The sequence below is a fragment of the Deltaproteobacteria bacterium genome (assembly GCA_035063765.1).
GTDB lineage: Bacteria > Myxococcota_A > UBA9160 > UBA9160 > PR03 > CAADGG01.
In genome coordinates this window covers 172,546-197,337 of the sequence record JAPSFT010000001.1, presented here as the reverse complement: position 1 = coordinate 197,337, position 24,792 = coordinate 172,546, and the positions used below count along the sequence as shown (strand labels likewise).

Genomic DNA, 24,792 nt, shown 5'->3' with positions numbered 1-24,792 from the left:
GCGTCACGGCTCGCGGTAGCGCCCCGCCCAGGGCAGCTCGTTCGTGACGACGGGTGGCGCCAGCTCTCGACCGCGGAACCTCGCCAGGCGCGAGATGAGCTCGAAGAAGATGAAGGCGCTCGCCCCGTAGAGGATGCGGTCCTCGACCTCGAAATGCGGGAGCAAGATCGGCGCGTCGCCGAAGCTCGAGGCGACCGCGCCGTGGCGGCGGCCGCCCTCCAGCCAGGCGAGGAGCGGGAGCTCGGCGATCCGCTCGGTCTCTGCGCTCGCCACGCGCGGCCGGGCGCGCGGGTCGAGCGCGGCCACGAAGGGATGGATGAGGTAGCGCCCGGTGATGACCGGGATCGGCGTGAGCGCGCCGAGCAGGGTCACCTCGCCGGGCGAGACCGCGAGCTCCTCGCGGAGCTCGCGGAGCGCGGTGGCTTCCAGGCTCGCGTCATCGCGATCACATTTTCCACCTGGAAATGCGACCTCGCCGGGGTGCTCGCGGAGCGCGCGCGAGCGGAACACGCAGAGCGCGCGCGGCGCCTCGTCGAGTCGCACCGGCACGACCACCGCCGCCGGCCGCGCGCTGGCCGGCGGCGGTATCGCCGGCAGCGGGCTCGGCAGCGCGAGGGCCGCCCGAACGACCTCGGGCGTGAGCGGGCTCTCGGCGGGGTCCACGGCGCGAATGAGTCTAGCAAGGCGCGGCCCGGGCGGGGTCACGCCCGGGCGAGCGGTCGGGCCGAGAGGCGGAGAAAGCGGAGTGACAGCGAGAGCGCGACCCCGGTGAGCCCGGCGCTGAGCCCCCACCAGAGCCCGGTCGCGCCGCGCCCGAGCGCGAATCCGAAGACGGCCCCGATGGGCAGCCCCACCAGGTAGTGCCCCGCCAGGTTCGCGAAGAGCGGGAAGCGAGTGTCGCCCGCGCCACGGAGGGCGCCCGCGGCGACCGCCTGCGCGCCGTCCGAGAGCTGAAACATGGCCGCGATCCCGATGAGCGGCACCGCCGCCTCGATGACGTCCGGCTGATCGGTCACGATGCGGCTGAGCTCGCGCGGGAAGACGAGAAAGGCGAGCGCGGAGAGGCTCATGAAGGCGAGCCCCCCGCCGAGCGCGATGAGCCCGGCGAGGCGCGCGCCCGCGGCGTCGCCGCGCCCGATCGCGTTGCCGACTCGCACGGAGGCGGCTGCGCCGATCCCGACCGGAACCATGAACGTCGTGCTCGCGAGCGTGATGGCGACCTGGTGCCCGGCGAGCGTGCGCGCGTCGATGTTGCCCATGAGCACGTTCACCAGCCCGAACACGCCGAACTCGGCGAGCAAGGTGAGCCCGACCGGCAAGCCGATGCGGAACGCGCGCAGCATCGCGTCGCGCTCCGGCCGCCACGAGCTGCCCTCGAGCCCCGCTGACTCGCGCCGAACCGCCACCACCAAGACCGCGAGCTGCGCCAAAGTGCATACCGTGCTCGCCCAGGCGGCGCCGGCGATGCCGAGCGCGGGGATGGCGAGGCTCTCGAAGCCGAACACGAGCGCCCAGCTCAAGGGGACGTTCAGCACGTTAGCGACCACCACCGAGACCACCACCGGGCGCGTCACGCTCACCGCCTGGAGGTAGCTGCGGCACGCGACGAAGGCGAGATAGGGTAGGAGGCTCGGGAGTCGCGGGATGAGGTAGGCGCGCGCGGCGGAGGCCGTCTCGGGTGCGAGCCCCATGCGCTCGAGCGCGGCGCCGAGCCCGAGGATGACGAGCGAGAGCGGCAGCCCGGCAGCCACCGCGAGCCAGACGCCCTGCCAGAGCAGGTGCAGCGCGTGGCGGCGCTCACCCGCGCCGATCGCCTGGCTCACCAGCGGGTCGAGGCCGAGCATGAGGCCCATGCCGATGATGGTGACACCGAAGTACATGGTGTTGCCGATGCCCGCGGCGCCGAGCTCGACCTCGCCGAGCCGGCCGACCACCGCGGTGTCCACCACGCCGATCAGCATCTGCCCGAGGTTCGCGGCGGCGAGCGGGATGGCGAGGCGCACGAGCGCGCGCGCCTCGTCGCCGAGGGGTGGCCTCGGGCGAGTGGGTTCGCTCACGAGCTCGAGCTGCATGGGGCGCGGCAGTGTGCCTCACCCCTTGAACGCCGCAAGCGCACCCGAGCTTCACGTGAGCGGTGAACCCGCGCCGTCACACGGGTCGGAGGAGGAGCGGCGCAGCGGCCGCCTCACGCGCGGTCACGCGTGCGGCGCGTGACCGCTTCGGCGACTCGGTTGCTCGCTCGCCGCGCGACGAGCCCCGCGAGCGGACCCGCCAGCCGTCGCGCGCGGTAGAGCCCGGCGAGCTTCGCGGGGAGCGCGCGTGGCGCGAGCGCAGGCAGTCGCTGTTCGAGTCCGGCGCGCGCGGACTCATCGTCGAGCAGCCCACTGTCGAGCAAGAGCTCGAGGTCGGCGGGGCCGAGCAAGCTCGAGAAGCGACGAAACCAATCATAGGCGCCGAACAGACGCCCGTACCTGCGGTGCCATTCGGCGGCGTAGCCGCGCGGACCCTCGCCTCGCGCGAGCGCTTCGGCGAGCAGTCGCGCGGCGACCAGCCCCGGCCCGATCCCGGAGCCGTGCGCGGCGAACACCTGGCAGCCGGCATCCCCAATGAGCGCGACGTTCTCGGAGGCGAGCCGCGCGAGCGGAGCGCAGAGCGGGATCGGGCGGGCGCCGCCGAACACCACCTCGCCGATCCAGCGCTCGCCGGCCACGAAGTCGTCGAGGAGCTGTCGCCCCGAGGGATGGCCGAGCGCCGGGATGGAGCCCGTGAGCAGGCTCACCTCGTCGCCTTCGAGCCGCACGTTCACGATGGAATACCCGCCCGCGATCCCGGTGAAGCAGAGCGCGTCCCCCGGCGCGGCCGCGTTCCGCTCGAAGTACGCGCGCGCGGCCCCGGGATCGCGCACTCGTCGCACCTCTTGCGCCGCGGCGCAGAGGTCCTCCCGCCGGACGCGCGGCTGCCCGAGCAAGCGCGCGCCCGCGAGCCCGCTCGCGTCGACGAAATAGCGCGCCCGGAGCAGGCCTGCGGAGGAGTCGAGCGTGCGGCCGTCGACGGTGCCTACGCTCACCTCGCCGAGGAGTTCCGCGCCTGCGTCCTCCGCGAGCGCGCGCAGCCGCGCGCCGAGCGCGCGCATGTCGACCTCGAGCACCGCGCTGCGCGCGACGCGGACACGCTTCGGGCCCCAACCGGCGACGAGGTGAAAGAGCCCACCGGCGCTGCGGAGCTCGGAGGCCTCCGGGCGCGCGAGGCCGGCCGCGTCGAAGTGAGCGGCCGCGACCCCGTTCACCCAGCGCGCGCCGGCCTCCGCGAGCGGTCGTCGATCGACGCACAGGGTGCGGAGCCCCGCCTTCGCGCAAGCGAGCGCGGCCGCCGCGCCGGCGGTGCCCGCGCCGACGATGACGACGTCGAGGCTCATGAGCGCGCCGTTGCTCCCGGCTCAGGAGGGGAGGTCGGTCCGGCGCGGAACCCCGCGGCCCGAGCGCACCCGGCGACGCGCGCCGAGCAAGAGCCCTCCGAGGAGCGCGGCAAGCGCGGCCGTCGCGCTCGTGCGCGCCGGCGCCACCCGGCAGCCGCAGCCGCCATCGTCCGCGGACGCCGCGGTCGCGCCGCCCGAGCCCGCGTTCGCGCCGCCCGAGCCCGCGCTCGCGCCGCCCGAGCCCGCGCTCGCGCCGCCCGAGCCCGCACTCGCGCCGCCCGAGCCCGCGCTCGCGCCGCCCGAGCCCGCGCTCGCGCCGCCCGAGCCCGCGCTCGCGCCGCCCGAGCCCGCGCGTCGCGCTACCCCCCCCCCCCCCCGGGCCTGTCCCCGAGCGGGCGCGCGTCGCGCGGTGCATCGCCCCGGGCGCCGTGGCTGCACGCCGGAGCGGCGCATCCGTCTGGAGATGAGCGTCTGGAGGTGAAGTTGGTCGTCCATGACTGAGACGGAGGGCAGGAAGCCGCCGGCACGGCGCAAGGCATCGCGCGCCGGCGCCCGCAAGGCGCGCGCCACGAGCGATCCCGAGCCGGCGGCACCCCGCCGGCGCCGCACCCGCAGCGCGGTGGCGGACGACGAGGCCGAAGCCGGCGCGCCGGCTCGCTCGCCGCGTCGGCGCTCGCGCGGGTCCATGCCTGCCGAGGAGCGAGACGCAGCGCTCGCAGCGGCCCGCGAGGACGACGACGTGCGCGATCCCGATGAGGACGCGGGCGAGGACGACGCCGCGCTCGACCACGCTCCGCCCGGTGCTGACGCGGAGCTCGACGAGGACGACGACACCGACGACACCGGGGACGAGGACGACGACGCCGCCGACACCGAAGACGACGAGGACGAAGACGAAGCCGCGGACGACGAGGCGGCGGCCGGGCTCGACGCCGCGACGCTGAGCGCGGCGCTGCGCGCCGCCGCGGCGCCGGTCGACGAGGCGGTGGCCTCGCGAGAGGACGAGGAGGAGCGGCTCGCCGCGGCGCCCCCGCCGCGCCGCCGCCGCACCGCCCGCGCAGCGCCGCTCGGCGAGCTGCCACCGGTGCCGGCTCCGCTCTCCGTCGACGCAGCCGCGCGGCGCATCGGTATCGACGCGCTCTACCCCGAGCAGCAGGAGGTCGTGAGGGCCGTGGCGGATGGCCGCGACGTCCTGCTCGTGCTGCCGACCGGCTTCGGCAAGTCCGCCTGCTACCAGGTGCCCGCGATGGTGCTGCCGCGCCCGGTCGTGGTGGTGTCGCCGCTGCTCGCGCTGCTCGAGGACCAACACACCAAGCTCCAGGGCTTCGGCGTGCGGGTCGCGCGTCTCGACGGGACGGTGCGCGGCAACGCGCGCAAGCAGGCGCTCGCCGACGTCGCGCGCGGCGGCCCGATCCTGGTCATGACGACGCCGGAGACGCTCGGCAGCCCCGAGCTGCGCAGCGCGCTGGCGGGGCCCGGCGTCGGGCTCGTCGCCGTCGACGAGGCGCACTGCATCTCCGAGTGGGGCTACGACTTCCGCCCGGCCTACCGCCGGCTCGGCGCGCGCGTGCGCGAGCTCGGCGAGCCGCCCGTGCTCGCGCTCACGGCCACTGCCACCGAGCACGTCCGCGAGGCGATCGTGGGCTCGCTCGGAATGCGCGAGCCCGAGGTGATCGCGGCCTCGCCGCACCGCTCGAACCTGGCCTTCGAGGTGCTGCCCTGCGAGCGCGACCTGCGGCTACGCGGGCTCCTGCGGCTCGCGCGCCGCCTGCACCGGCCCGGGATCATCTACTGCGCGACCCGCCGCGAGGTCGAGCTCATCTACCTGCTGATCCGGCGCTTCGGCATCCCCGCCCACCGCTACCACGGCGGCATGACGGCGAAGGAGCGCGAGAGCGAGCAGGAGAAGTTCATGGACTCGGGCCGGCGTGTCGTGATGGTCGCGACGAGCGCCTTCGGGCTCGGCATCGACAAGCCGGACATCCGCTACGTGCTGCACTTCCAGGCGCCGGCCTCGCTCGAGCAGTACGTGCAGGAGGCCGGGCGCAGCGGGCGCGACGGCAAGAAGGCCAACTGCATCCTGCTCTACGACGGCAGCGACCGCTCGATCCACGAGGCGTTGCTCTCGCGCAGCCGGGTGCGCCCCGACCAGCTCTATCGGCTGGCAGCGGCTCTGGCAGCCTGGGCGGACGAGGAGCGCGAGCCGACGCTCGAGGCGCTCGCGCTCTCGGCCGAGATGGGTCCGCGCATCGCCGCGGCGCTGCTCACCAAGCTCGAGGAGGGCGGGCTCGTCGCCTTCGACGACGAGCGCATCCAGGTGCTCGGGAACAAGGACACCTTCGAGCGCGACGCGCGCGCGCTCGCAGGCCAGTTCGAGACGCTGCGCACGCAGGACGGCCACCGCCTCGACGCGCTCGCCGAGTATGCCCGCGACGAGGGTTGCCGCGCGAAGTTCTTGCGCAACTACTTCGGCGAGAGCGAGGGCGAGGCGTGCGGGCTGTGCGACGTCTGCCGCGGCCGGCCGGAACGCCCCGAGGCCTTCTTTGCGCCGATCGCGAAGCCGGCCCAGCCGGGCCGCCGCCGGCGCGGCGGGCGGACCCATGAGGAACGCGGGCGGCGTGGCCGGGGGCGCCTGCGGCCGGCGGAGCGTGAGCCGCGCGAGCGCCGCTTCGAGGGCGATCCGGGGCCGGGCCGCCGCCGGCGCGGCCGGCGCGGAGGCCGCGGCCGGCGTGCGGGCGGCGGACCGGAGTCGCTGATCGCCCCCGAGATCCTGGCGCGGCCCTTCGTGCTCGACGAAGCCGATGTCCGCGCCCTGCCCCCCGAGCGCCCGCGGCGCCAGCAGGGTGAGCGCGGCGGCGAGGGGAGGGCGCCGCAGCGGACCGACGATGCCGAGGGCACGAGCCTGCCCCGCCGCCGGCGCGGGCGGCGGGGCGGGCGGCGCCGGCGGGGCCGGGGGCGCGGGCACGAGCCCCGCGCCGACGCACCGCCGGATCCGCAGGGCGACGGAACCGCGTGAGCGCGGCGCCTGGCTAGCGCCCGCGAGCGCAGGCGATGCAGGTCGTCGTGCCGGGCAGCGCGCGCAGCCGAGGCACCGGGATCGAGCCACCACAGCGCTCGCAGACGCCGAGCTGCTGCTGGCCCGCGCGGTCGAGCGCGCGGTCGATCGCTGCCAGTCGCTGCAGTGCCATCTCGTCGAGGGTGCGCGCCGCTTCGATCGCAGCCCGATCGGCCCCACGTTCGGCCTCGTCGAGAGGGAGCTCGCGCTCGCTCTGCTCGAGTTCGCGCTCCCCGGCCTGGCTGCGCTCGAGGCGCGTGCGGATCTGCTCTCGCTCGCGCTCGAGCTCGGCCACGAGCGCTGCGAGGTCGGCGGCGCGACCGCGCCGGCCGTCGTCCCGCCGCAGGCCGAGCGAGGTGGCGAGCGCCCACAGCACGTCGGTCTCGGAGAGCAGCCCGACGAGCCGCTCCTCGTCGTCGACGATCGGGAGGCAGCCGATCCGGTGCTCGGCCATGCGTTCGGCGGCCTCGGCCACGGACTGCTCGGGCCCGAGCGTCTCGGGCGCGTGGCTCATGATCTCGCCCACCCGCCACTCGCGCGCCGCCGCGCGCTCGCCCGGCGCGAGCGCGCGACGCAGGCTGATCGGGAAGGGCAGGGCTGCGCGCACGTCCTCGATCGAGAGCACGCCGATCACGCGCCGCTCGGCGTCGCACACCGGGAGGTGGCGGATCCCACGTTCCCACATGCGCTCGAAGGCCTCGAGCGCCGAGGCGTCGGCGTCGACCGAGACGGGATCGCCGCTCATCAGGGCCTTCACGCGGGCTTCCATCGCAGCTCCTCTCTCAGCGCAGCTCGGCGGCCACGCCGTTGGCCGAAGGCAGCCGGGCCGCGTCGACGGGGATGACCTCTCCGCCACGCGCCAGCACCAGCTCGCAGAGCGCGTCGAGCGCGTCCCCGTAGCCGTCGCCACGGAGCGTGCAGCCGGTGTCGGGATCGAGGCGCCCCGCCAGCGAGCGCTCGGCGTCGATCCACAGCCGCCAGACCCGCCCTGCCAGCGCGGCGGCCCCGACGTCGTCGAGCAGGTCGATCGCCTTGCCGCGGTTGCGCGCGCGCTCCCAGTCCTCGCCAGCCTGATCGGCGCGGCGTGCCCGCCAGCGCTCGACGACCGGCGCGCAACGCTCGGCCAGCTCGGCGGCGGTCGCGTGATCGAAGTTGCCGACGAGCGCCTCGCCGAGCAGCGAAGGCAGCTTCACGAGCGCGCGCAGGCCGCCCTGGTGGTCCTCGGTGGCGGCGAGCACGATCGGCGATGCGCGGTCGGCGAGGGCGGGGCCGAGGGTACGCGCCAGCGCCTCGTGGAAGCGCTGGAGGTCGAGCTTGCGCTCGTCCCTGGCGCTTCCGTGCGAGTAGAAGACCGGCTGCGTGCCGCCGCGGCCGGTCCCTCGCACGCGGATCTGCTTTGCGGTGAGCTCCTGGCCGAGCGCCTCGGGGAGGCTCGCTGGCACACCGGCCAGCGGCGTCTCGCGCAGTCCGTCCGGGCCGCTCTCCCAGAGTGCAACGCGGTTCAGCGACACCGTCAGGACCCGGAACGGAGCATGGCGCTGGAGCGCTTGCAGGAGCGGCCGCAGCACGAAGCTCTCTCCCACGTCTACGCGATACGGTGTCGAATCGGGAAGCGCGATCGCATGGAGCGCACGACTGTCCTGGAGCGCGACGAGGGCGCGCGTGCCGGCGGGCAGGCGGGCGAGCTCGAGGTCGATCGCGAGCAACGCCGCGGCGCGTGCGCCCGCGCGCGCAGGATCGACACCGAGCGCGAGCAGACGCGCCTCCACTTCGCGCGCGGCGCGCTCGAGCAAGGGTGCGTTCTGGCGGAGGTCGGGGACGGCGCGTTGGATCGGGAGATGGACGGTGACGCGCGGGCCGGGGCCGGGTGCGACCCAGGCTCGGAGCTCGTCGAGTTGCGGGAGCGGCCGGACGGCGAGGCGATCCACTGCGGGCATCGGTGCAAGGCCTCCTGGGTCCTTGCGATGCAACCGACGTACCGCTTGCGCCGGCTTCCGGGCGAGCCGCCCGGTCGCGGCGTGGCGCGTGACGGCGCGAGTGGGGCAATCAGCCCCACTCGCGCCCGCTCTAGTCCGGGTCCGAGAAGCGCGGCGGGCGCTTCTCCAGGTTCGCCTTCACGGCCTCGATCTGGTTGGGGCGGCCGATGAGCCCGCGCTGGAGCTGCTCCTCGAGCGCGAGCCCCTCCGCCACCGACACCCGGCCCGACTCGTCGAGCAGCCGCTTGCCGGCCCGGATCGCGTCGGGTGAACGCGCCGCGATCTCCGCGGCGAGCGCGAGCCCGGCCGCGCGCGGCTCGGCCTCGACACGGGTGGCGAGGCCGAGGGCGACCGCCTCGGCGCCGCCGACCACGCGGCCGGTGAAGGTCAGCTCCTTGGCGACGTCGAGGCGCACGAGCCGGCGCAGGGTCTGGGTGCCGCTCATGTCGGGGACGAGGCCCCACTTGATCTCCATCACCGAGAGCCGTGCGTCGGGCGCCACCAGTCGCAGGTCCGCTCCGAGCGCGATCTGGAGGCCGCCGCCATAGGCGACCCCGTGCACCGCGGCGATCACCGGCACGGGCACCTCGGTCCAGACCCATCCGGCGAGCTGCGCGAAGTTCGCGGGGCTCTCGCCCCCGTCGCGCCCGAGCAGGTTCGGCCCGCCGCGCGCGCCACCGCCCGCCATCGCCTGGAAGGAGCCCATGTCGAGCCCCGCGCAGAAGGCGCGCCCCTCGCCGGAGAGCACCACCGCCCGCACGCTGCGGTCGCGCGCCACCGCGCGGCCCGCTTCGGCAAGCGCCTGGAACATCGGCACGTCGATGGCGTTGAGCTTGTCCGGGCGGTTCATCCGCACGTCGGCGACCCCGTCCTGCACCGACACGATCACGCGATCCGACATCTCCCACCTCCTATGCGTGCAGGCCCACGGCCCGCAGGTGGTCCACTTCGTTGAAGTTCTGCAGGCACCAGACGAAGCCCGTCATGCCGACCGGCCGCGACTGCACGACCGCGTAGGCCGCGAGCTCGAGCTCGAAGCGGTTCCACTCCCAGGGCACCGCCGGCACGTCGAGCAGATGGGTCAGCCCGACCGCGTTGGTGCCGCCGTGGGCGACGAGCACGATCCGGCGTCGCTGGGGCGGGTGCGTCCAGATCGTGAACTCGTCCTCGCTCTCGCGCGCGATGCCGTGGCGCACGAGCAGCGCCGCCAGGGTGCCGGTCACGCGGGCATGGAAGTCGCGGAAGCTCTCGCCGCCCGGCCAGCCGCTCCAGTGCTCGCCGAGACGCCGCTGCGCCGCCCGCAGGAAGTAGGTGTCGACCTCGGCCTGCGACAGGCCGTCCAGCGTGATGCTGATCTCGGCGAGCCCGTCGACGACCTGCGGCTCGAGGCCGGTCGCCTTGGCGAGCGGCTCGGCCGTCTCGCGCGCGCGGCGCAGCGGGCTCACGTAGAGGGCGTCGATGCCTTCGCCGGCCAGGCGGGCGGCCGCCGCCTCCGCCTGCGCGCGCCCGCGCGCGGTCAGGGCCGCATCCGTCACCGACAGGCCGCCCCCCGGCGTCCAGTCCGGCTCGCCGTGGCGGAGCAGCACGATCTCCACCTGCGCGTCGAGCCGCAGGCGCTCCTCGCGGCGCGAGATCGCGCCGGGCTCGTGCGGGTCGGCAGGACGGGCAGGCGCGGGCGACATCTCGCTCCCGAGGGCTGGCAGGGGCGCGGCGCGGAGCGCGTATCATAGCGGCGCCCACGCGAAGGAGTCCCTCGTGGCCACCCCGTCCGCCGCTCCGCCCGTCCTCCTCGTCGAGCGCGAGGACGGCGTCGCCCTGCTCACGCTGAACCGACCCCACGCGATGAACGCGCTCTCGAGAGCGCTGCGCGAGGCCCTGGCGCGCGCCTTCCACGAGATCGCCGAGGATGCCGCGATCGGCGCCGTGATCGTGACGGGCGCCGGGCGCGCCTTCTGCGCCGGCCTCGACCTGAAGGAGATGGGCGGCGAGACCCCGGGTGCCGAGTCCTCCCGCCCAGCCGTCCAGCCCCCCGCCCCCTCGGGTCCGGCGGCGATGATCGGCGAGGGCGACATGATCGCCGCCGTGCGCGCCTGCCCGGTGCCGGTGATCGGCGCCGTCAACGGCTTCGCGATCACCGGCGGCTTCGAGCTGGCGCTCGCCTGCGACTTCCTCGTCGCGTCGAGCGAGGCGCGCTTCGCGGACACCCACGCGCGGGTGGGGATCGTGCCGGGCTGGGGGATCTCGCAGCTCCTGCCGCGCTGGATCGGCCCCGGCCGCGCCCGGGAGCTCGCCTTCACCGGCAACTTCCTGGGCGCCGAGCAGGCCTGCGCATGGGGCCTCGTGAACCGCGTCGTCGCGCCCGCGGAGCTCCTGCCGACCTGCCGCGGTCTCGCCCGCGACATCCTCTCCTGCGATGCGCGCACCGTGCGCGCGATCAAGCGCCTGCACCGTGAGGGCGGAGCTACGACGCTCGGCGAGGCGCTGCGCCTCGAGGCCCGCGCCTCGATCGAGCACGCCCGTTCGGTCGCGCCCGCCGACGTCGCCGCGCGCCGCCGCAGCGTCCAGGAGCGCGGCCGCACGCAATCGCGCTGACGTTCCGGCCTCCGGAACGAGGGCGCCGGCGCGCGGACCCGGGGCTAAGCTCGGCGCAACCCCAGCCGAAAGGACCGGCCATGAGCGAGGTCCAGGTCTACGAGGGCGCCCTCGACCGCGGGCTCGAGGGCGTGGTGGCGTGCAGCACCGGGATCAGCACGATCGCGGGCACGACGCTCCTCTATCGCGGCTACACGATCGAGGATCTGGCCGCACACGCGACCTTCGAGGAGGTCGTCTACCTGCTCTGGTTCGGCAACCTGCCGACCAGTGAGGAGCTGGCGCGCTTCCAGCGCGAGATGGACGAGGCGATGGCGCTGCCGCCGGAGTCCTTCGGCTGGTTCCACGGCCTGCCGACGGAGGTCCATCCGATGGACTTCCTGCACGCCGTCGTGGCCGGGCTGTCGCTCCACGACCCCGACGCGAACGTGCTGAGCTACGAGGCGAACCACCGCAAGGCCGTGCGGCTGACGGCGCGGCTCGCGACGATCGTCGCCGCCTACGACCGGGTGCGGAGCGGCCAGTGGCCGCTCCAGCCGCTGCCCGGGCGTTCGCTGGCCTGGAACTTCCTGTACATGCTGCACGGCAAGGAGCCGAGCGCACGCCGCGTGCGCCAGTTCGAGACCTGCCTCGTGCTCCACGCCGACCACGAGCTGAACGCCTCGGCGTTCTCGGCGCGGGTCACCTCGAGCACGCTCTCGGGCATGTACTCGAGCATCATGTCGGCGATCGGCACGCTGAAGGGCGAGCTCCACGGCGGCGCCAACGAGCAGGTGATGCGGATGCTGCTCGAGGTCGGCACCCCGAAGCGGCTCGAGGCCTACCTCGACGAGGCGATGGCGGCCAAGCGCAAGGTGATGGGCTTCGGCCACCGGGTCTACAAGGAGGGTGACCCGCGCGCCGCGATCCTGAAGCAGATGAGCGCCGAGCTGACGGCCGAGACCGGCCGCCCCGAGCTCTACGAGATGAGCGCGGCGATGGAAGAGTACATGCACGATCGCAAGGGGCTGATCCCGAACGTCGACTTCTACTCGGCCACCGTCTACTTCAGCATGGGGATCCCGATCGACCTGTTCACGCCGGTGTTCGCGGCGAGCCGCGTCTCGGGCTGGTGCGCCCACGTGCTCGAGCAGTACCAGAACAACCGGATCTACCGCCCGCGCGGGAAGTACGTCGGCCCGACCGACCGGCGCTACCGGCCGATCGAGGAGCGCTGAGAGCCGCTCCCCGGCACGGGGGACCCCGGCACGGCGCAACCGCTTGGCTGGAAGCTGGGGCGGGCTCGGGCGCCCTTGTCATACGCTGTCATACATCGTATGCTGGGCCGTGTTCCAGGGCGGAGGGACCGGTGGAGCCCGATCGACCGAAGGACCGGATCGTCCAGACCCGCGTCCCGCGCGATCTCGAGACCACGCTCAAGCGCGAGGCGCGCCGGCGCCGGCTCACCGTCTCGCACCTGGTCCGCAACGTGCTGGAGGACGCCTTCCAGCTCGTCGACGGGGTGGTCGCGAACGTGGACGCGCTGGTCGACGACTCGGTCGAGCTCGTGCGGAGGGTCGGGAGCGACGCCCGCCGCGCGGCGGGTGTCGCGCGCCGGGAGCCGGCCCGTACCGAGGCGCCGGCGGATCCGGGAGTGGGGCTCGAAGGGGGTCCGGACGCGGCGCTGTCGCATGTCTTCGCGTGGAACCGCGTCGTCCTGAACCAGACCGCCGACTGCTCGCGCTGCGGGCGCGCGATGGCGCGCGGGAGCGAGGCCCACGCGGGCCTCAGCGACGAGCCCGGCCATGCCCGTGCATGGCTGTGCGGAAGCTGCATCGACGCGCTCGCCGACGACGCGAGCGCCGGAGGAGGCGCATGAGCGGAGCGACACGCTGGATCGAGGCGATCGACGGAGCGCTCGGCTGGGTGGAGGAGACGGCGTGGGAGCTGCGCGGGCTCGCCGAGCGCGCCTCGACGGGCTGGCGCGAGGTGCGGCGCGACTGGGAGGCGCTCGCCGAGGACGGCCGCGAGCTCGCGCGCGAGGCCGCGCGCTGGCCCGGTGGGTCGGCACGGCTCGCAGCGACGAGCTGGGTGGTGGGGCAGGTGGCCTTGAGCTACCGGCTGCACGCGATCCGGGCGGCCTTCCTGTCGGAGGCGTCGGCGCGCGAGCGCCTCGATGCGCTCCACGCCCACAACGCCCGGCGCTTCCAGGAGGCGAGTGCGCGCCACGGCGCCGGCCTCCTGAAGATCGGGCAGATGCTCTCCGCGCGGCCGGACCTGCTCCCGGAGGCCTGGATCGCCGAGCTCTCGCGGCTCCAGGACGCGGCGCCACCGCTCTCCTTCGAGACGGTGCGCGCCGTCGTCGAGGACGACCTCGGGGCCGCGCTCGAGGCGCTCTTCACGCGCTTCGATCCCGAGCCGGTCGGGGCGGCTTCGATCGCCCAGGTCCACCGCGCGGTCCTGCCCGACGGCACGGCCGCGGCGGTGAAGGTGCGCCGGCCGCACGTCGAGTCGCTCCTCGATCTCGACCTCGGTCTCCTCGAGGGCTTCGTGGCCGGTGTGCGCTCGCTCCTGCCCGAGGCGGACTGGGCGGCCATCACGACCGAGGTGCGCGCGGCCGTCTCCGCCGAGCTCGACTTCGCGCGCGAAGCGCTCGTGATGGACCGGCTCGCCGACCACTTCGCGAGCCACCCGCGGATCCGCGTTCCGCGCAGCCGGCCCGAGCGCTGCGGCGAGCGCGTGCTCACGGCGAGCTTCTGCGAGGGCCGCCGGATCGCCGGCGTCCTCGACGAGTGGCGCGTCGCGCGCGACGCCGGTGACGCCGAAGCCGGCGCACGCCTCGACGAGACGCTCGGGCTCCTGCTCGAGGCCTACCTGCGCATGGTGCTCGAGGCGGGCGTCTTCCAGGCCGACCCGCACCCCGGCAACCTGCTGGTGGCGCCCGACGGGGCCCTCGTCGTCCTCGACTTCGGCTGCTCGCGCGAGCTCACGCCCTCGCGGCGACGGCGCTACCTGGCGCTCCTCGGGGCCGTCCTCGCGGGCCGCCGCGAGGCCGCCGCCGCGGAGCTCGGCGCGCTCGGTTTCGCGACCCGCAGCGGCGCGCCCGACTCCCTGCTGGTCTTCGCCGACGCCCTGCTCGGCGCCTTCCGCAGGCTCGCCGCCGGCGACGAGGCCTGGCTCTCGCGCGAGGCGCTCGAGGCGGAGCTGCTGGGTGTTCTCGAAGCGGTTCGCCAGGATCCGGTGACGACCCTGCCCGACGACTTCGTGATGCTGGCGCGCGTCTTCGGGACGCTCGGCGGGCTCTTCCAGCACCACCGCCCGCGTCTCGACTGGGCGCGCCACGTGGCGCCGGTGCTCGCAGCGGCCGGACGTGATACCTAGGGCTCGCCGAGCAGCGTTCGCAGGGCCGGGCTCAGGAACACTCCGCGTGGGTCGAGGCCGCGACGGATCGCACGGAAGCGCCCCCAGCCGGGGTACACCCGCGACAGCCCCTCGGCATCGAGGCGATGCCACTTTCCCCAGTGCGGCCGCCCGCCGGCCTCGACCGCGATCGGCTCGAGCGCCGCGAAGAGAGGTTCGGGCGCCAGGCGCGCGTCCTGGTGTACCGAGATCGACACGGTCTCGCGCCCGTGCGCCATGCTGAGGAACGCATCGTCGGCGGCGACCGTCCGGTACCCGAGCGGCCAGGCGGCTCCCGGGTCGCCGGCGCGCAGCCGTGCCGCCGTCTCGCGGAAGCAGGCCGGGCCGAGCGCCTCCGCGAGCGAGTACTCCATCTCGTGGAACCTCTGCTCGCGCAGCGAGGGCAGGATCTCGTGACTCCAGCCGATCCGCTCGCCCTCGCGGTCGGAAACCGACGCGGGCGGCGCCTCGGTCGGATGGATCGACCGACACTCGGCGATGTCGTGCCTCGGGTAGTAGAGCACCTCGAAGTGGCGGGCGGCGGCGACCCACTCGTCCAGGCGCGCCAGGACCTCGTCGAGCGGGGACTGCCAGACCCGCTCGTGCAGGCGATGGGCGGGTACCACGCGCAGCGTGGCGGCCGTCATCACGCCGAGCACCCCGAGCGACACGCGCGCGGCCCGCAGCAGGTTCCGGTCGGCCGAGCGCAGCGCATCGAGCTCTGCGATCTCGCCGTCCGCCCGCACGAAGCGCAGCCCCGTCACCGCGGAGGCCAGGTTCCCGAGCGCACGGCCCGTGCCGTGGGTGGCCGTCGCAAGCGCGCCCCCGAGCGTCTGGCGATCGATGTCGCCCAGGTTGTGGAGGGCGAGGCCGTGCTCGTGGAGCGCGTGGCCGAGCTCGTGGAGATCGGTGCCCGTGCGGACCCGCGCGGTGCCCGCCGCGGGATCCACGGCCTCGATGCCCTGCCAGCGTGCCAGCGAGAGCAGCACGCCGTCGGTCGCGCAAAGCGGCGAGGAGGAGTGCCCGGCGCCGAGCGGCCGCACGGTGCGCCCCTCGCGGCCCGCGACGTGGACGATCGCTGCGATCTCGGCCTCGTCATGGGCCTCGACCACCGCGTGCGGTGCGCAGGTGACGGCGCCCGACCAGTTCGTCCAGGAGTCAGCCACGCCGCGGGGCCGGCACGACGAGCCGCTCGACCGGGTCCGCGACCCCTTCGGGCGGCCCGAGTGCGGAGCGGAAGTACTCGAAACGCGACCACGGCCCGCTCAGGTTCGCGTGCCAGGCCGAGCCCGGATCTCCGCTCGGACCCGAGGAGTGCGCGAACCACGCCTCGTCGGGACGGGCGAGGTCGCAGACGAAGCGGCTCGAGGCGGCGACGAAGGCGCGCAGCCGGCGTCCCTCGTCGAGCGAGCGGGAGGGACTCACCGTGTAGTCGTCGCCCGGAAAGGGCGCGTCGAGGGCGAGCAGGCGCGGACCGAGGAGCGGGAGCTCCGCCAGCAGGGTGCCGAGCCGCGCGCGCTGGATGTCGCCCCAGCGCCAGCGGGCGGGGTCGGCGCCGCAGTGGCGCTCGACCCGCTCGATGCCCGCGCGCAGGGCCTCCGCCGCGAGCGCGGTGAGCGGGCGGCCGGCGGCGCGCTCGATGTCGGCGCGCAGGGGGTCGCCGGCATCGAGCAGGAGCCGCGCGAGGCGCGGCGCCGCGCGCCGGCCGGCCGCGAAACGCGGCCCCACCTTGGGGCCGAGCACGGCCAGGTAGCAGGCGTCGGCGAGCGCGCGACGCGTGAAGGTGAAGAGGGGCGCGGCGGCGGACCCGGCGTCGAAGCTCCCGTCCCACGCGCCGAGCAGCGCGCAGGCGCTTGCCTCGCGCGTGTCGGGTGCGGGCGTGAGGAGCGCGAGCAGCGCGTCGCGCAGCTCCGGCGCGTAGGCGGCGAGGACGTCGGCCTGGAGCGCCATCGAATCCTCGGCGCGGTGCGCGGGCGTGGCGGCGAGGCGCGCCTCGATCTGGTCCTGGCGGTAGCGCGGCTCGAAGTGGGCGTGCGTCGCCAGCGGGCCGCACTGGGCCGGATCGGTGCAGGCGTTCGCGGTGGCGACGTAGCCGGCGGCCGGATCGCCGGCACGCGGCATCTCCTCGAAGGGGACGAAGCCCTCCCACTGCGCGTCGGGGTCGTGCGCGTCGCGCGCGAAGAGCCCGTCGCGGCGCCGTCGCGGCAGCTTGCCGAAGACCTGCCAGCCGAAGGCTCCGTCGCGGTGCGCCCAGACGTGGTTGAAGTCGAAGGGCCCTTCGTGGATCTCGGCGAGGGCGGCGTGCTGGTCGGCGGGCGTGCGGGAGGCGGCGAGCGCGAGATAGCCGGCCAGATAGCGCCCGGTGTCGCTCGGGACGTAGCGGACCGCGAGGTCGGCGCCGTCGTCGTGGGTCCAGCCCGGGTACACGACGCCGTGGGCGCACGACTCCCAGCGCAGCTCGACGTGGCGCCCGAAGCGGGCCCGATGGCGCTCGCGATGCGCGGTGATCTCGCCCGTGCCCTCGGGCGTTCGATAGCGCGTCGGGTCGTCCGGCAGCCGGTGCAGGCGGACCAGGTCCCAGGCGTCGCGGAAGGCGGTCGTACAGCTCCAGGCGAGGAAGCCGTTGTGGCCGAAGCCGAACGCGGGATAGCCCGGGAAGCAGCCGCCCTGGACCCGATACTCGCTGCACTCGAGGTGCACGGGATACCAGTAGGTCGGCAGCGGGAGGAGCGGCACGTGCGGGTCGCCGGCCAGCACCGGCGCTCCCGAGGCACTGCGCGCTCCCGACACCGCCCAGTTGTTGCTGCCGCCCGAGGGCAGGTGCATCGGGGGTGCGGGGAGCGTGCCTTCGCCACGCCGCTCGAGGCGCGGCGCGTGCTCCCAGGGCGCTTCGGGAACCAGGCGTCGCGCGAGCGCGTCGCCGACCTCGATGCGCACCGCGTCGAAGGTGAGCTCGTTCTCGAGGTTGATGAGGGTCACCGTGAAGCCGCTGGCGCGCGCCGCGACGAGACAGTCCGCGGGGTGCCAGGGCCGCACGCGGCCGAGCCCCAGGTACTCGGCGGGATACACGCCGTCCATCGCCCGCAGCGCAGCGTTCACGCCCTCGGCGAAGGCCTCGACACAGGCGCGCGCGCGCGGCGGGGTCTTGTCGAGGTCGCGATGGCTCGCGGCCTCGAAGTCGAGGGGACGCAGGAAGCCGTCGAGGTCGGCGACGCGGCGGCCCGCGAGCAGCTCGTGGGTACGCGCGGGGGCGCGCAGGTTCCCGATCAGCTCGCAGAGCCGGCCGGCGCCGAGGTGGCGAAGCAGGTCGATCTGGGTGAAGCGGTCGGCGGCCTGGAGGAAGCCGAGCGCGGCGTAGAGATCGCGCTCGGACTCGGCGTAGACGTGGGCCAGCCCGCGGGCGTCGCGGACGATCTCGAGGCGCCCCACGAGGGCCGGCAGGTTCGCGGCGACCAGCGCCGGGCGCGAGCGCGCCTCGCGGCGGCCGGCGAGTGCGGCCGCGAGCCGCCGGGCGATGGCGGTGCGGCGCTTGCGCGGCAGCGGCGGACCGGGGCTCCAGGCCGACACCGGGCGTGGACTCAGAGGAACCCGAGCTGGCGGTCGGCGGCCTCGGCGTCGTAGTCCTCGAATTGCAAAATGTCCAAACGGGCAAAGGCCTCGCGTACTTTCGGGGTCAGGAGGCCCAGCTTCTTCAGGTTGGGAACGATCCGCATGAACAGGACCTTGCGGAACATCTGGGCCGGCACGGAGGCCAGCACCACCTCCTGCACCTCCTTGCGGTTCCACCCCATGGCGTCGGCGAGCTGGTCGCCGACGAGGCGGTTCCGCATCAGCTCGCAGGCGTAGATGATGAAGTCCTCCCGGTCGCGCATCTCCACCGGGGGAACGTCCCGGTAGTAGTCGCGCAGCGAGAGGACACCGAATGCGACGTGCCGGGATTCGTCCTTCATCACGTACTTGAGCAGCTCCTTGAGGAGCGGCTCCTGGGCGAGCTGGTAGAGGTTGCCGAAGGCCGCCATGGCCAGGCCCTCGATGATGATCTGCATTCCCAGGTACTTGAAGTCCCAGCGCGAGTCCTTGATCGTCGCGTCGAGGAGCTCCTTCAGGCTCTCGTTGATCGGCCACTCCCACTCGAGCTTGTCGCGCAGATAGCGGCTGAACACCTCCACGTGGCGGGCCTCGTCCATCGTCTGGGTGCCCGCGTAGTACTTGGCGTCGATCCAGGGTACGCCGCCGACGAGCTGGGACGCGACGATCAGGGCCCCTTGCTCGCCGTGCAGGAACTGGGAGAGCTGGAGGGCGATCTGCGCGTGGCGCAGCCGCGCGCGCTCCTTCGCGTCGAGCTTCTGGAAGGGGCCGTAGGACGCGATCGGGTTGATCGTCTGGGGGATGATCTCGCTCTCGGGATCGACCTCGGTGCTCCAGGCGAGCTGCGTGGTCCCGTTCCACTGGTCGCGCTTCGCCTTCTCGTAGAGGTCGCGCAGCCCTTCCTTCACGGTCCCGTAGTTCCAGACGTAGCTCGTGTCGAAGGACGCAAGGATGGTCTCGAGCTCGCGGTCGCGCTGCTGGAGCTGGTTGACGGAGCTGGCTTCGGCCATGGCGGAGGACCCTCGGAGTGGCGCCGCGCCAGCGTATCCGCTCACCCCCGCTGGTGCCATGCGAGCGTTGCCGTCGAGGGGGTGCGCGATCTCGGTCCCCAGGGGAGCTGGCCTGCGCATTGCATCCTACTGGCTCGCGTGTCCGCGACAGGGGTCCCGAGGGACCCCTTCCGGCCTCTCCTCGAGGGGCCGTTCTTTCAGGAGGGAGCGAGGACGCATGGATCTCGACGACCGGGACTGGACGGAGGGCGAGTCGTCCTACGCGCGGCCCGATGAGCGCCGCCCGCGACACGGAGAGGAGGGCGCCGCGGCCGAGCGGCCGGCGGGCTCCGGCAGCGAGGCCGACGCCCTGGTGTCGTACATCCGCTCGATCTCCGCGACACCGATCCTCTCGCGCGAGCAGGAGTTCGAGCTGGCCGCCACGCTCGAGACGTGCCGGAACGAGTTCCTCGCCAGCGCCCTCGCGCTGCCCGCCACCGCCCGCGCGATCGTGCGTCGCTGGCGCGCGCGCAAAGCCCACGGGCACGTGACGGCCGCGCTCTCGGCGCACCACCTCGACGGCTCGCGGCGCGACCATTCGGCGCAGGTCGACCGGTCGCTGCGCGCGGTCGAGCGGCTGCTCGAGCGGCGCCACGCCCTTGCGCCCGGAGGCGGCCGTAGCCGCAGCCCCGTGGCGCAGACGGAGCGGCTCGATCGCCAGATCGCCGCTGCCGTCCGCCGGGCGGAGCTCGCCTTCGAGGTGATCGTCCAGGCCTGGCGCGAGGCCGAGCTCGAGCGCGCGTCCGAGGCTCGCCGCGGGGCCGGCGCAACGCTCCGGCAGGGCCGGATCCGCACCGCCGATGCGGCGCTCGCCGCCTATGGCGACACCAAACAGGAGTTCGTGCAGCACAACCTGAAGCTCGTGGTCAAGTTCGCCAAGCAGTATCGCGGCATGGGCGTCGCATTCCTCGATCTGATCCAGGAGGGAAATCTCGGCCTGATCCGAGCAGTCGAGAAGTTCGACCATCATCGCGGTCACAAGTTCTCGACCTACGCCGCCTGGTGGATCCACCAGGCGATGATCCGCGCCGTGCAGAAGCACTCGCGCACGGTGCGCGCGCCCTCTCATGTCTACGATCTCCAGCTCAAGTACAAGCGCGTGGAGGCAAGGCTCCGCACGCGCCTCGCGTGCGAGCCGGGCCGGGCGGAGATCGCCGAGGAGCTCGGGCTTGCGCCGCTCGACGCCGACCGCCTGGTGTCCACGATGACGCCGATCGTCTCTGCGCACTCCCCGCTCACCGGCACGGACTCGCTCACCGTCGACGACGCGCTCGCCGACGAGAACCAGGGCGACCCCGCCGACGACCTCGACCGCTTCCAGATCGAGAAGACGATGCGCGCCGTGCTCGACGACCTGGAGCCCCGCGAGCGCACCGTGATCGAGTGCCGCTTCGGACTCGGCGGCGAGTCGCCCCAGACGCTCCAGGTGATCGGGCAGCGGCTCGGCCTCTCGCGCGAGCGGGTGCGCCAGATCGAGGCGCGCGCGCTCGAGCGGCTGCGCCGCGGCGGGAAGGCCGACCACCTGGCGAGCACCCTCGATTCGTACGCAGAGGTGGCCTGAGAGCCTGTGAAGAAATCGGCTCGGTCGCATCGCTTGCGGGGGGGGCGCGCGTCTCTTGTGACCGGATCCGTCACGGCGCCCCGCGAGGATCACGGGGCGCCGCGGCCGGTGCGCGACGGCGGCGGGCGGGCTCGAGGGTCGTCCCGCCCGCCCCGGAGCCATCTCCACCCCTCACGCCGGCCGCGGCGCGCCAACTTCCCGTGCCGGCTTCGCGAGTGCCGACTTCAAGGCGGGTAGCGGCGCACTCCGGGGCCCTGGAGCCGAGCGGGATCGCGGCGCAGGCGCTCGAGCCGCTGGCGGTTCTCGAGGTCGGAGCGCTCGCGCTCGAAGGCGTCGCGGGCGGCGGCAGTTGCCTCGGGAGGGGCCGCCCGGGGACCGGGCAGCCGCTCCGTAGCACGTTCGATCTGCTCGTTTGCGTCGACCGCCCGCTCGATCGCTTCGCTCTCGCGGTCGCGCCGGAAGTCGCGCTGGCGATCCTCGGCACGCCAGCGTCTGTGCGCACGCTCGATCGAGATGGGATCGCCGATGTGGCGCAGGCGGTCCGCTTCGAGGCGCCGGTGCGCGCCGGTGCGCAGATCCTCGAGGCGCATGCGCTGCTCCTGCGCCTCGAGTCGGCGCAGGCCGTCGCGCGCAGCGTCACCGGCCTGCGCCAGGCCCGGCACGAACAGGAGGGCTACGAGCCATCCTGCCGGTGTCGGGTACCTCCTCACGACAGCGCCTCGTAGCCCACGCCGGTGAGCTCCACCGACGCCGCCCAGAGGCGCGCCGCCACCTGTTCGTTGCGTGCCCGCCTGCCGGGGCGGACCCGGCGCGGATGCCCGCGCATCTCGAGCAAGCCACCGGGGCCGAAGAACTCGCCGCCGCGGACGCCGGGCGCCGCCGCCGCGTAGAGCGAGGGGAGGGCGCCCATCGCCGCGCTCTGCGCGAACAGGCGGTTGCCGAGCCCCGCGGCCCAGGTCATGAGCGCCGCGTTGCGGGCTCTCGGGCCCACCACCTGGAGCTGGGTGGCCGCGTAGCCGGGGTGTGCGGCGACCGCGATCGCGCGCGTGCCGGCGAGCCGGCGCTGGAGCTCGAAGGTGAAGAGCAGGTTGGCGAGCTTGCTCTGCTGGTAGGCGCGCCATGGCCGGTAGGAGCGCTCGCTCTGGAGGTCGTCGAACGCGATCCGGCCCGGGCGGTGCATCGAGCTGCTGACGGTGACGATCCGCGCTGCGGGCGCCGCGAGCAGCAGGTCGAGGAGGCGGCCCGTCAGCGCGAAGTGCCCCAGGTGGTTGGTGCCGAGCTGGATCTCGAAGCCATCCGCGGTGCGCTGCAGGGGGGTCGCCATCACGCCCGCGTTGTTGACGAGGAGGTCGAGGGTCGCATGCGCGTCGCGGAACGTATCGGCGAAGGCGGAAACCGAGGCGAGGTCGGCGAGGTCCAGCGGGAGCGAGAGGACCGCGGCGGGCGCGGGTGCCGCCTCCTTGACCTCGCGCTCGGCGGCGCGCGCCTTCTCCGGGTTGCGGCACGCGAGCACCACCCGCGCACCGCGGTGAGCAAGCGCACGCGCCGTCTCGAGGCCGATTCCGCTGCTGGCACCCGTCACGATCGCGACCTTGCCGCCGAGCGGCGGGATCGCCTCCGTACCCCAGCGCTCCTTCCTCAAGACGAGACCTTCCAGCCGCTGCCGGACGGGTCGCTCCATCCATGGTACGGATGGCGGGCCACGAGCTCGGGCTTGCGGAGGACGAGCACCAGAAGCGTCCCCGCCGCGAAGCCTCCTACGTGCGCCCAGAACGCCACGCCAGCTCGCTCGTCACCGATCGCCATCGCGCCCCCGATCAGTTGGATCAGGAACCAGTACCCGAGCATGAACAGGGCCGGTACCGCGATCGTCGTGATGTAGAAGCCGAGCACCACCAGCATGTGCACCCGCACGCGCGGATAGAGGACTACGTAGCCGCCCATCACCCCGCCGATCGCGCCCGACGCGCCCACCATCGGGACGATCGAGTCGGGCTTCGAGACGATCTGGAGTGCGGCGGCTGCGAGGCCACAGAGCAGGTAGAACAGCGCGAATCGCGAGTGCCCCATCGAGTCCTCGACGTTGCCGCCGAAGATCCACAGGAACCACATGTTCCCGATCAGGTGCATCCAGCCCCCGTGCAGGAACATGTGGGTGAAGAGCGTGATCCACGAGGGCTGCGGATCCACCACGCACGCGAGGCCGGGTCCGAGGGGCACGGAGGCGCCCGCGGCGACGTTGCCGAGCAGCTCGCCCGGGACGAGGCCGAGGTCGCACACCGAGGTCACGAGCGGAATCTGGCTGCCGAGCCCCTGAAGGAAGATCCAGGCCGCGATGTTCAGCGCGAAGATCGCGTAGGTGACGAAGGGCGTGAGGATCTGGGGATTGTCGTCGCGGAGCGGGAACACGGGCGCTCCTACACGAGCCGGCCGGCGTGGCCCTGCCAGTAGCGGTCGCGCAGCCTGCGCTTCTGCATCTTCCCGGTCTCGGTACGCGGAAGCTCGTCCACGAAGTCGATCGTGCGCGGGCACTTGTAGTGTGCGATGTGAGCGCGACAGTAGCCGATCAGCTCGTCGGCGAGTGCGGGGCCAGGCGCGCAGCCCGCAGCCGGCACCACCACCGCCTTCACCGCCTCACCCATCTCGTCGTCGGGCACGCCGATCACCGCCACGTCGTAGACCTTCGGATGCGTGACCAGGTGGCTCTCGGTCTCCTGCGGGTAGATGTTCACCCCTCCCGAGATGATCATGTTGGACTGCCGATCGGTGAGGTAGAGGTAGCCCTCGGCGTCCAGGTAGCCGATGTCGCCGATCGTGAAGAGATCGCCACGGTAGGTGCCGGCGGTCTTCTGCTCGTCCTTGTAGTAGTTGAAGCGGGCTGCCGGATCCGGCGGCGCCTCGAAGTAGATCGCCCCCTCCCGGTTGGGTTCCTCGACCTCGCGCCCTTCGTCGTCGAAGAGATGGATCTTCCCACCGGTCCAGTGACGTCCGACCGATCCCTTGTGCGTCAGCCATTCCTGGGCCCGGATCAACGTTCCACCCCCTTCCGTGCCGGCGTAGTACTCCTGGATGGCATCCCCCCACCAGCCGATCATCGCCTCCTTCACGGCGATCGGACAGGGAGCAGCCGCGTGCACGGCGACGCGCAGCGACGACACGTCGTAGCGTGCGCGTACCGCCTCGGGTAGCGAGAGCAGGCGCTTGAAGTGGGTCGGCACCCACTGGGACGTCGTCACGCGTCGCTCCTGGATGATCTGCAGCGCTTCCTCGGGCTCGAAGCGCCGCATCACCACGGTCGTCGCCCCAATCCGATGCTGCGAGGACGCAAAGAGCAGCGGTGCAGCGTGATAGAGCGGCGCAGGCGACAGGTAGACGTCGCCCTCCCTCATTCCGAACATGCCGAGCAGTCCCACCGCCACGATCGCCGCCGCGGGATCGCCCGCCGGCACGCGAGCGAGCGGCCGCCGCACGCCCTTCGGGCGCCCCGTCGTGCCCGACGAGTACAACATCACCGAGCCCTCGAGCTCCTCGACAAGCGGAGCATCGGCCGGCGCACTCGCCACCTCGTCCTCGAGCGCCCGGAACCCCGGGATCGCCCCGCCGACGCTCGCCGAGACGCGCAGCCGAGGCGCCCCGTGCGCCACCTCCGCCGCGATCTCCGCGAACCGCGCGTGCGCGAGGAATGCCCCCGCATCGCAGTTCTCGACGATGTACTGCACCTCGTCCCGCTGCAGGTGCCAGTTCACCGGCGTGAAGTAGAGGCCAGCCCTGTGGCACGCCCAGAACACGTCGAAGAACGAGTCATCGTTTCCGAGCAGCAACGCGACGCAGTCGCCAGGCTCGAGCCCCCAGCGCCGGAACAGATGAGCAAGCCGCCGCGACCGCTCCTCCAGCACCCCGTAGCTTTCGACGTTCTCGCCATTCCCATAGACCACCGCGGCGCGGTCCGGATGCTTCTTTGCGTGCGTCGTAACGGTGAACATGAGTCGCGTGCTCCCTCTGATGATCCCTCTGGTGAGGCGCCCAGGTAGGGTGGGCAGATCCGAGTCGCGGTCGCAGACGATGTCGTAGAGGTGCATGTCGGAGAGGGCCAGTGTAGGTGCGGTTGGCGATAAGGAATCGTACCGGCCGTCTCGGACGAGAACCCCCTTTCCACTCGATCCTATGCGAGGGATATC

20 protein-coding genes are annotated in these 24,792 nt (G+C 73.6%); 6 read left to right on the top strand and 14 right to left on the bottom strand.

The genetic code is table 11. The features are described from left to right. Positions 1-3: 3 nt before the first annotated feature. The 3 genes from OZ948_00925 to OZ948_00915 all read right to left on the bottom strand — a co-directional run bounded on the left by OZ948_00925 (position 4) and on the right by OZ948_00915 (position 3,415). Positions 4-663: a CoA pyrophosphatase gene (locus OZ948_00925; GenBank protein MEB2343286.1), complete on the bottom strand. Its 660-nt coding sequence runs from the start codon at positions 661-663 to the stop codon at positions 4-6. Between the two features lie 38 nt (positions 664-701). Continuing rightward, on the bottom strand, positions 702-2,072 hold the full coding sequence (locus tag OZ948_00920) for an MATE family efflux transporter (protein ID MEB2343285.1): 1,371 nt from the start codon (positions 2,070-2,072) through the stop codon (positions 702-704). Positions 2,073-2,185: 113 nt separating this feature from the next. Next, complete coding sequence (locus tag OZ948_00915) at positions 2,186-3,415, bottom strand: FAD-dependent oxidoreductase (GenBank protein ID MEB2343284.1); 1,230 nt, start codon at positions 3,413-3,415, stop codon at positions 2,186-2,188. A 493-nt stretch (positions 3,416-3,908) separates the two neighbouring features. On the opposite strand from OZ948_00915, the gene OZ948_00910 reads away from it, so the two are divergent. Further along, a complete protein-coding gene (locus tag OZ948_00910; GenBank protein MEB2343283.1) occupies positions 3,909-6,431 on the top strand; it encodes a RecQ family ATP-dependent DNA helicase in 2,523 nt (840 codons plus the stop codon). A gap of 13 nt (positions 6,432-6,444) precedes the next feature. Here OZ948_00910 and OZ948_00905 read toward each other — a convergent pair whose 3' ends face one another. The 4 genes from OZ948_00905 to OZ948_00890 all read right to left on the bottom strand — a co-directional run bounded on the left by OZ948_00905 (position 6,445) and on the right by OZ948_00890 (position 10,128). Further along, positions 6,445-7,239 carry a CBS domain-containing protein gene (locus OZ948_00905; protein MEB2343282.1) on the bottom strand — a complete coding sequence of 265 codons (795 nt, stop codon included), beginning with the start codon at positions 7,237-7,239 and terminating at the stop codon, positions 6,445-6,447. 13 nt (positions 7,240-7,252) lie between these two features. After that, positions 7,253-8,407, bottom strand: a complete 1,155-nt coding sequence (locus OZ948_00900) for a hypothetical protein (GenBank protein ID MEB2343281.1) — start codon at positions 8,405-8,407, stop codon at positions 7,253-7,255. Between the two features lie 130 nt (positions 8,408-8,537). Continuing rightward, entirely contained in the window at positions 8,538-9,347 is an 810-nt protein-coding gene (locus OZ948_00895) for a crotonase/enoyl-CoA hydratase family protein (GenBank protein ID MEB2343280.1), read from the bottom strand. A 10-nt stretch (positions 9,348-9,357) separates the two neighbouring features. Further along, complete coding sequence (locus tag OZ948_00890) at positions 9,358-10,128, bottom strand: histidine phosphatase family protein (GenBank protein MEB2343279.1); 771 nt, start codon at positions 10,126-10,128, stop codon at positions 9,358-9,360. A gap of 73 nt (positions 10,129-10,201) precedes the next feature. Between OZ948_00890 and OZ948_00885 the strand changes: the two genes are divergently transcribed. The 4 genes from OZ948_00885 to OZ948_00870 all read left to right on the top strand — a co-directional run bounded on the left by OZ948_00885 (position 10,202) and on the right by OZ948_00870 (position 14,398). After that, positions 10,202-11,038, top strand: a complete 837-nt coding sequence (locus OZ948_00885; GenBank protein MEB2343278.1) for an enoyl-CoA hydratase — start codon at positions 10,202-10,204, stop codon at positions 11,036-11,038. Between the two features lie 80 nt (positions 11,039-11,118). Beyond that, positions 11,119-12,255, top strand: a complete 1,137-nt coding sequence (locus tag OZ948_00880) for a citrate synthase (protein MEB2343277.1) — start codon at positions 11,119-11,121, stop codon at positions 12,253-12,255. A 131-nt stretch (positions 12,256-12,386) separates the two neighbouring features. Next, positions 12,387-12,896: a hypothetical protein gene (locus OZ948_00875; GenBank protein MEB2343276.1), complete on the top strand. Its 510-nt coding sequence runs from the start codon at positions 12,387-12,389 to the stop codon at positions 12,894-12,896. Further along, positions 12,893-14,398 carry an AarF/UbiB family protein gene (locus OZ948_00870; protein ID MEB2343275.1) on the top strand — a complete coding sequence of 502 codons (1,506 nt, stop codon included), beginning with the start codon at positions 12,893-12,895 and terminating at the stop codon, positions 14,396-14,398. Before OZ948_00875 ends, OZ948_00870 begins: the two co-directional genes overlap by 4 nt. On the opposite strand, the gene OZ948_00865 is transcribed toward OZ948_00870, so the two are convergent. Genes OZ948_00865 through OZ948_00855 form a run of 3 tightly spaced genes read right to left on the bottom strand, consistent with a single transcriptional unit; the run spans position 14,395 to position 19,014 of the window. Beyond that, entirely contained in the window at positions 14,395-15,582 is a 1,188-nt protein-coding gene (locus OZ948_00865; protein ID MEB2343274.1) for an FAD-binding protein, read from the bottom strand. The genes OZ948_00870 and OZ948_00865 overlap by 4 nt on opposite strands. Continuing rightward, positions 15,575-17,983 carry a penicillin acylase family protein gene (locus OZ948_00860; protein ID MEB2343273.1) on the bottom strand — a complete coding sequence of 803 codons (2,409 nt, stop codon included), beginning with the start codon at positions 17,981-17,983 and terminating at the stop codon, positions 15,575-15,577. Before OZ948_00860 ends, OZ948_00865 begins: the two co-directional genes overlap by 8 nt. Before the next feature lie 11 nt (positions 17,984-17,994). Then, entirely contained in the window at positions 17,995-19,014 is a 1,020-nt protein-coding gene (locus OZ948_00855; protein ID MEB2343272.1) for a ferritin-like domain-containing protein, read from the bottom strand. 217 nt (positions 19,015-19,231) lie between these two features. On the opposite strand from OZ948_00855, the gene OZ948_00850 reads away from it, so the two are divergent. Next, complete coding sequence (locus OZ948_00850) at positions 19,232-20,614, top strand: sigma-70 family RNA polymerase sigma factor (protein ID MEB2343271.1); 1,383 nt, start codon at positions 19,232-19,234, stop codon at positions 20,612-20,614. A gap of 224 nt (positions 20,615-20,838) precedes the next feature. Here OZ948_00850 and OZ948_00845 read toward each other — a convergent pair whose 3' ends face one another. From OZ948_00845 to OZ948_00830, 4 genes are read right to left on the bottom strand one after another with little or no spacing between them, the layout of a single operon-like run. Continuing rightward, entirely contained in the window at positions 20,839-21,324 is a 486-nt protein-coding gene (locus tag OZ948_00845) for a hypothetical protein (protein MEB2343270.1), read from the bottom strand. Continuing rightward, entirely contained in the window at positions 21,321-22,256 is a 936-nt protein-coding gene (locus tag OZ948_00840; GenBank protein MEB2343269.1) for an oxidoreductase, read from the bottom strand. Before OZ948_00840 ends, OZ948_00845 begins: the two co-directional genes overlap by 4 nt. Further along, positions 22,253-23,023, bottom strand: a complete 771-nt coding sequence (locus OZ948_00835) for a rhomboid family intramembrane serine protease (GenBank protein ID MEB2343268.1) — start codon at positions 23,021-23,023, stop codon at positions 22,253-22,255. Before OZ948_00835 ends, OZ948_00840 begins: the two co-directional genes overlap by 4 nt. Positions 23,024-23,031: 8 nt before the next feature. Then, positions 23,032-24,597: an AMP-binding protein gene (locus tag OZ948_00830; protein ID MEB2343267.1), complete on the bottom strand. Its 1,566-nt coding sequence runs from the start codon at positions 24,595-24,597 to the stop codon at positions 23,032-23,034. Between the last annotated feature and the right edge of the window lie 195 nt (positions 24,598-24,792).

Coding starts and splice junctions, on each gene's coding strand:
- OZ948_00915 (MEB2343284.1), bottom strand. CDS start 3,415: ATGAGCCTCGACGTCGTCATCGTCGGCGCGGGCACCGCCGGCGCGGCG.
- OZ948_00910 (MEB2343283.1), top strand. CDS start 3,909: ATGACTGAGACGGAGGGCAGGAAGCCGCCGGCACGGCGCAAGGCATCG.
- OZ948_00890 (MEB2343279.1), bottom strand. CDS start 10,128: ATGTCGCCCGCGCCTGCCCGTCCTGCCGACCCGCACGAGCCCGGCGCG.
- OZ948_00900 (MEB2343281.1), bottom strand. CDS start 8,407: ATGCCCGCAGTGGATCGCCTCGCCGTCCGGCCGCTCCCGCAACTCGAC.
- OZ948_00855 (MEB2343272.1), bottom strand. CDS start 19,014: ATGGCCGAAGCCAGCTCCGTCAACCAGCTCCAGCAGCGCGACCGCGAG.
- OZ948_00920 (MEB2343285.1), bottom strand. CDS start 2,072: ATGCAGCTCGAGCTCGTGAGCGAACCCACTCGCCCGAGGCCACCCCTC.
- OZ948_00905 (MEB2343282.1), bottom strand. CDS start 7,239: ATGGAAGCCCGCGTGAAGGCCCTGATGAGCGGCGATCCCGTCTCGGTC.
- OZ948_00880 (MEB2343277.1), top strand. CDS start 11,119: ATGAGCGAGGTCCAGGTCTACGAGGGCGCCCTCGACCGCGGGCTCGAG.
- OZ948_00895 (MEB2343280.1), bottom strand. CDS start 9,347: ATGTCGGATCGCGTGATCGTGTCGGTGCAGGACGGGGTCGCCGACGTG.
- OZ948_00850 (MEB2343271.1), top strand. CDS start 19,232: ATGGATCTCGACGACCGGGACTGGACGGAGGGCGAGTCGTCCTACGCG.
- OZ948_00870 (MEB2343275.1), top strand. CDS start 12,893: ATGAGCGGAGCGACACGCTGGATCGAGGCGATCGACGGAGCGCTCGGC.
- OZ948_00830 (MEB2343267.1), bottom strand. CDS start 24,597: ATGTTCACCGTTACGACGCACGCAAAGAAGCATCCGGACCGCGCCGCG.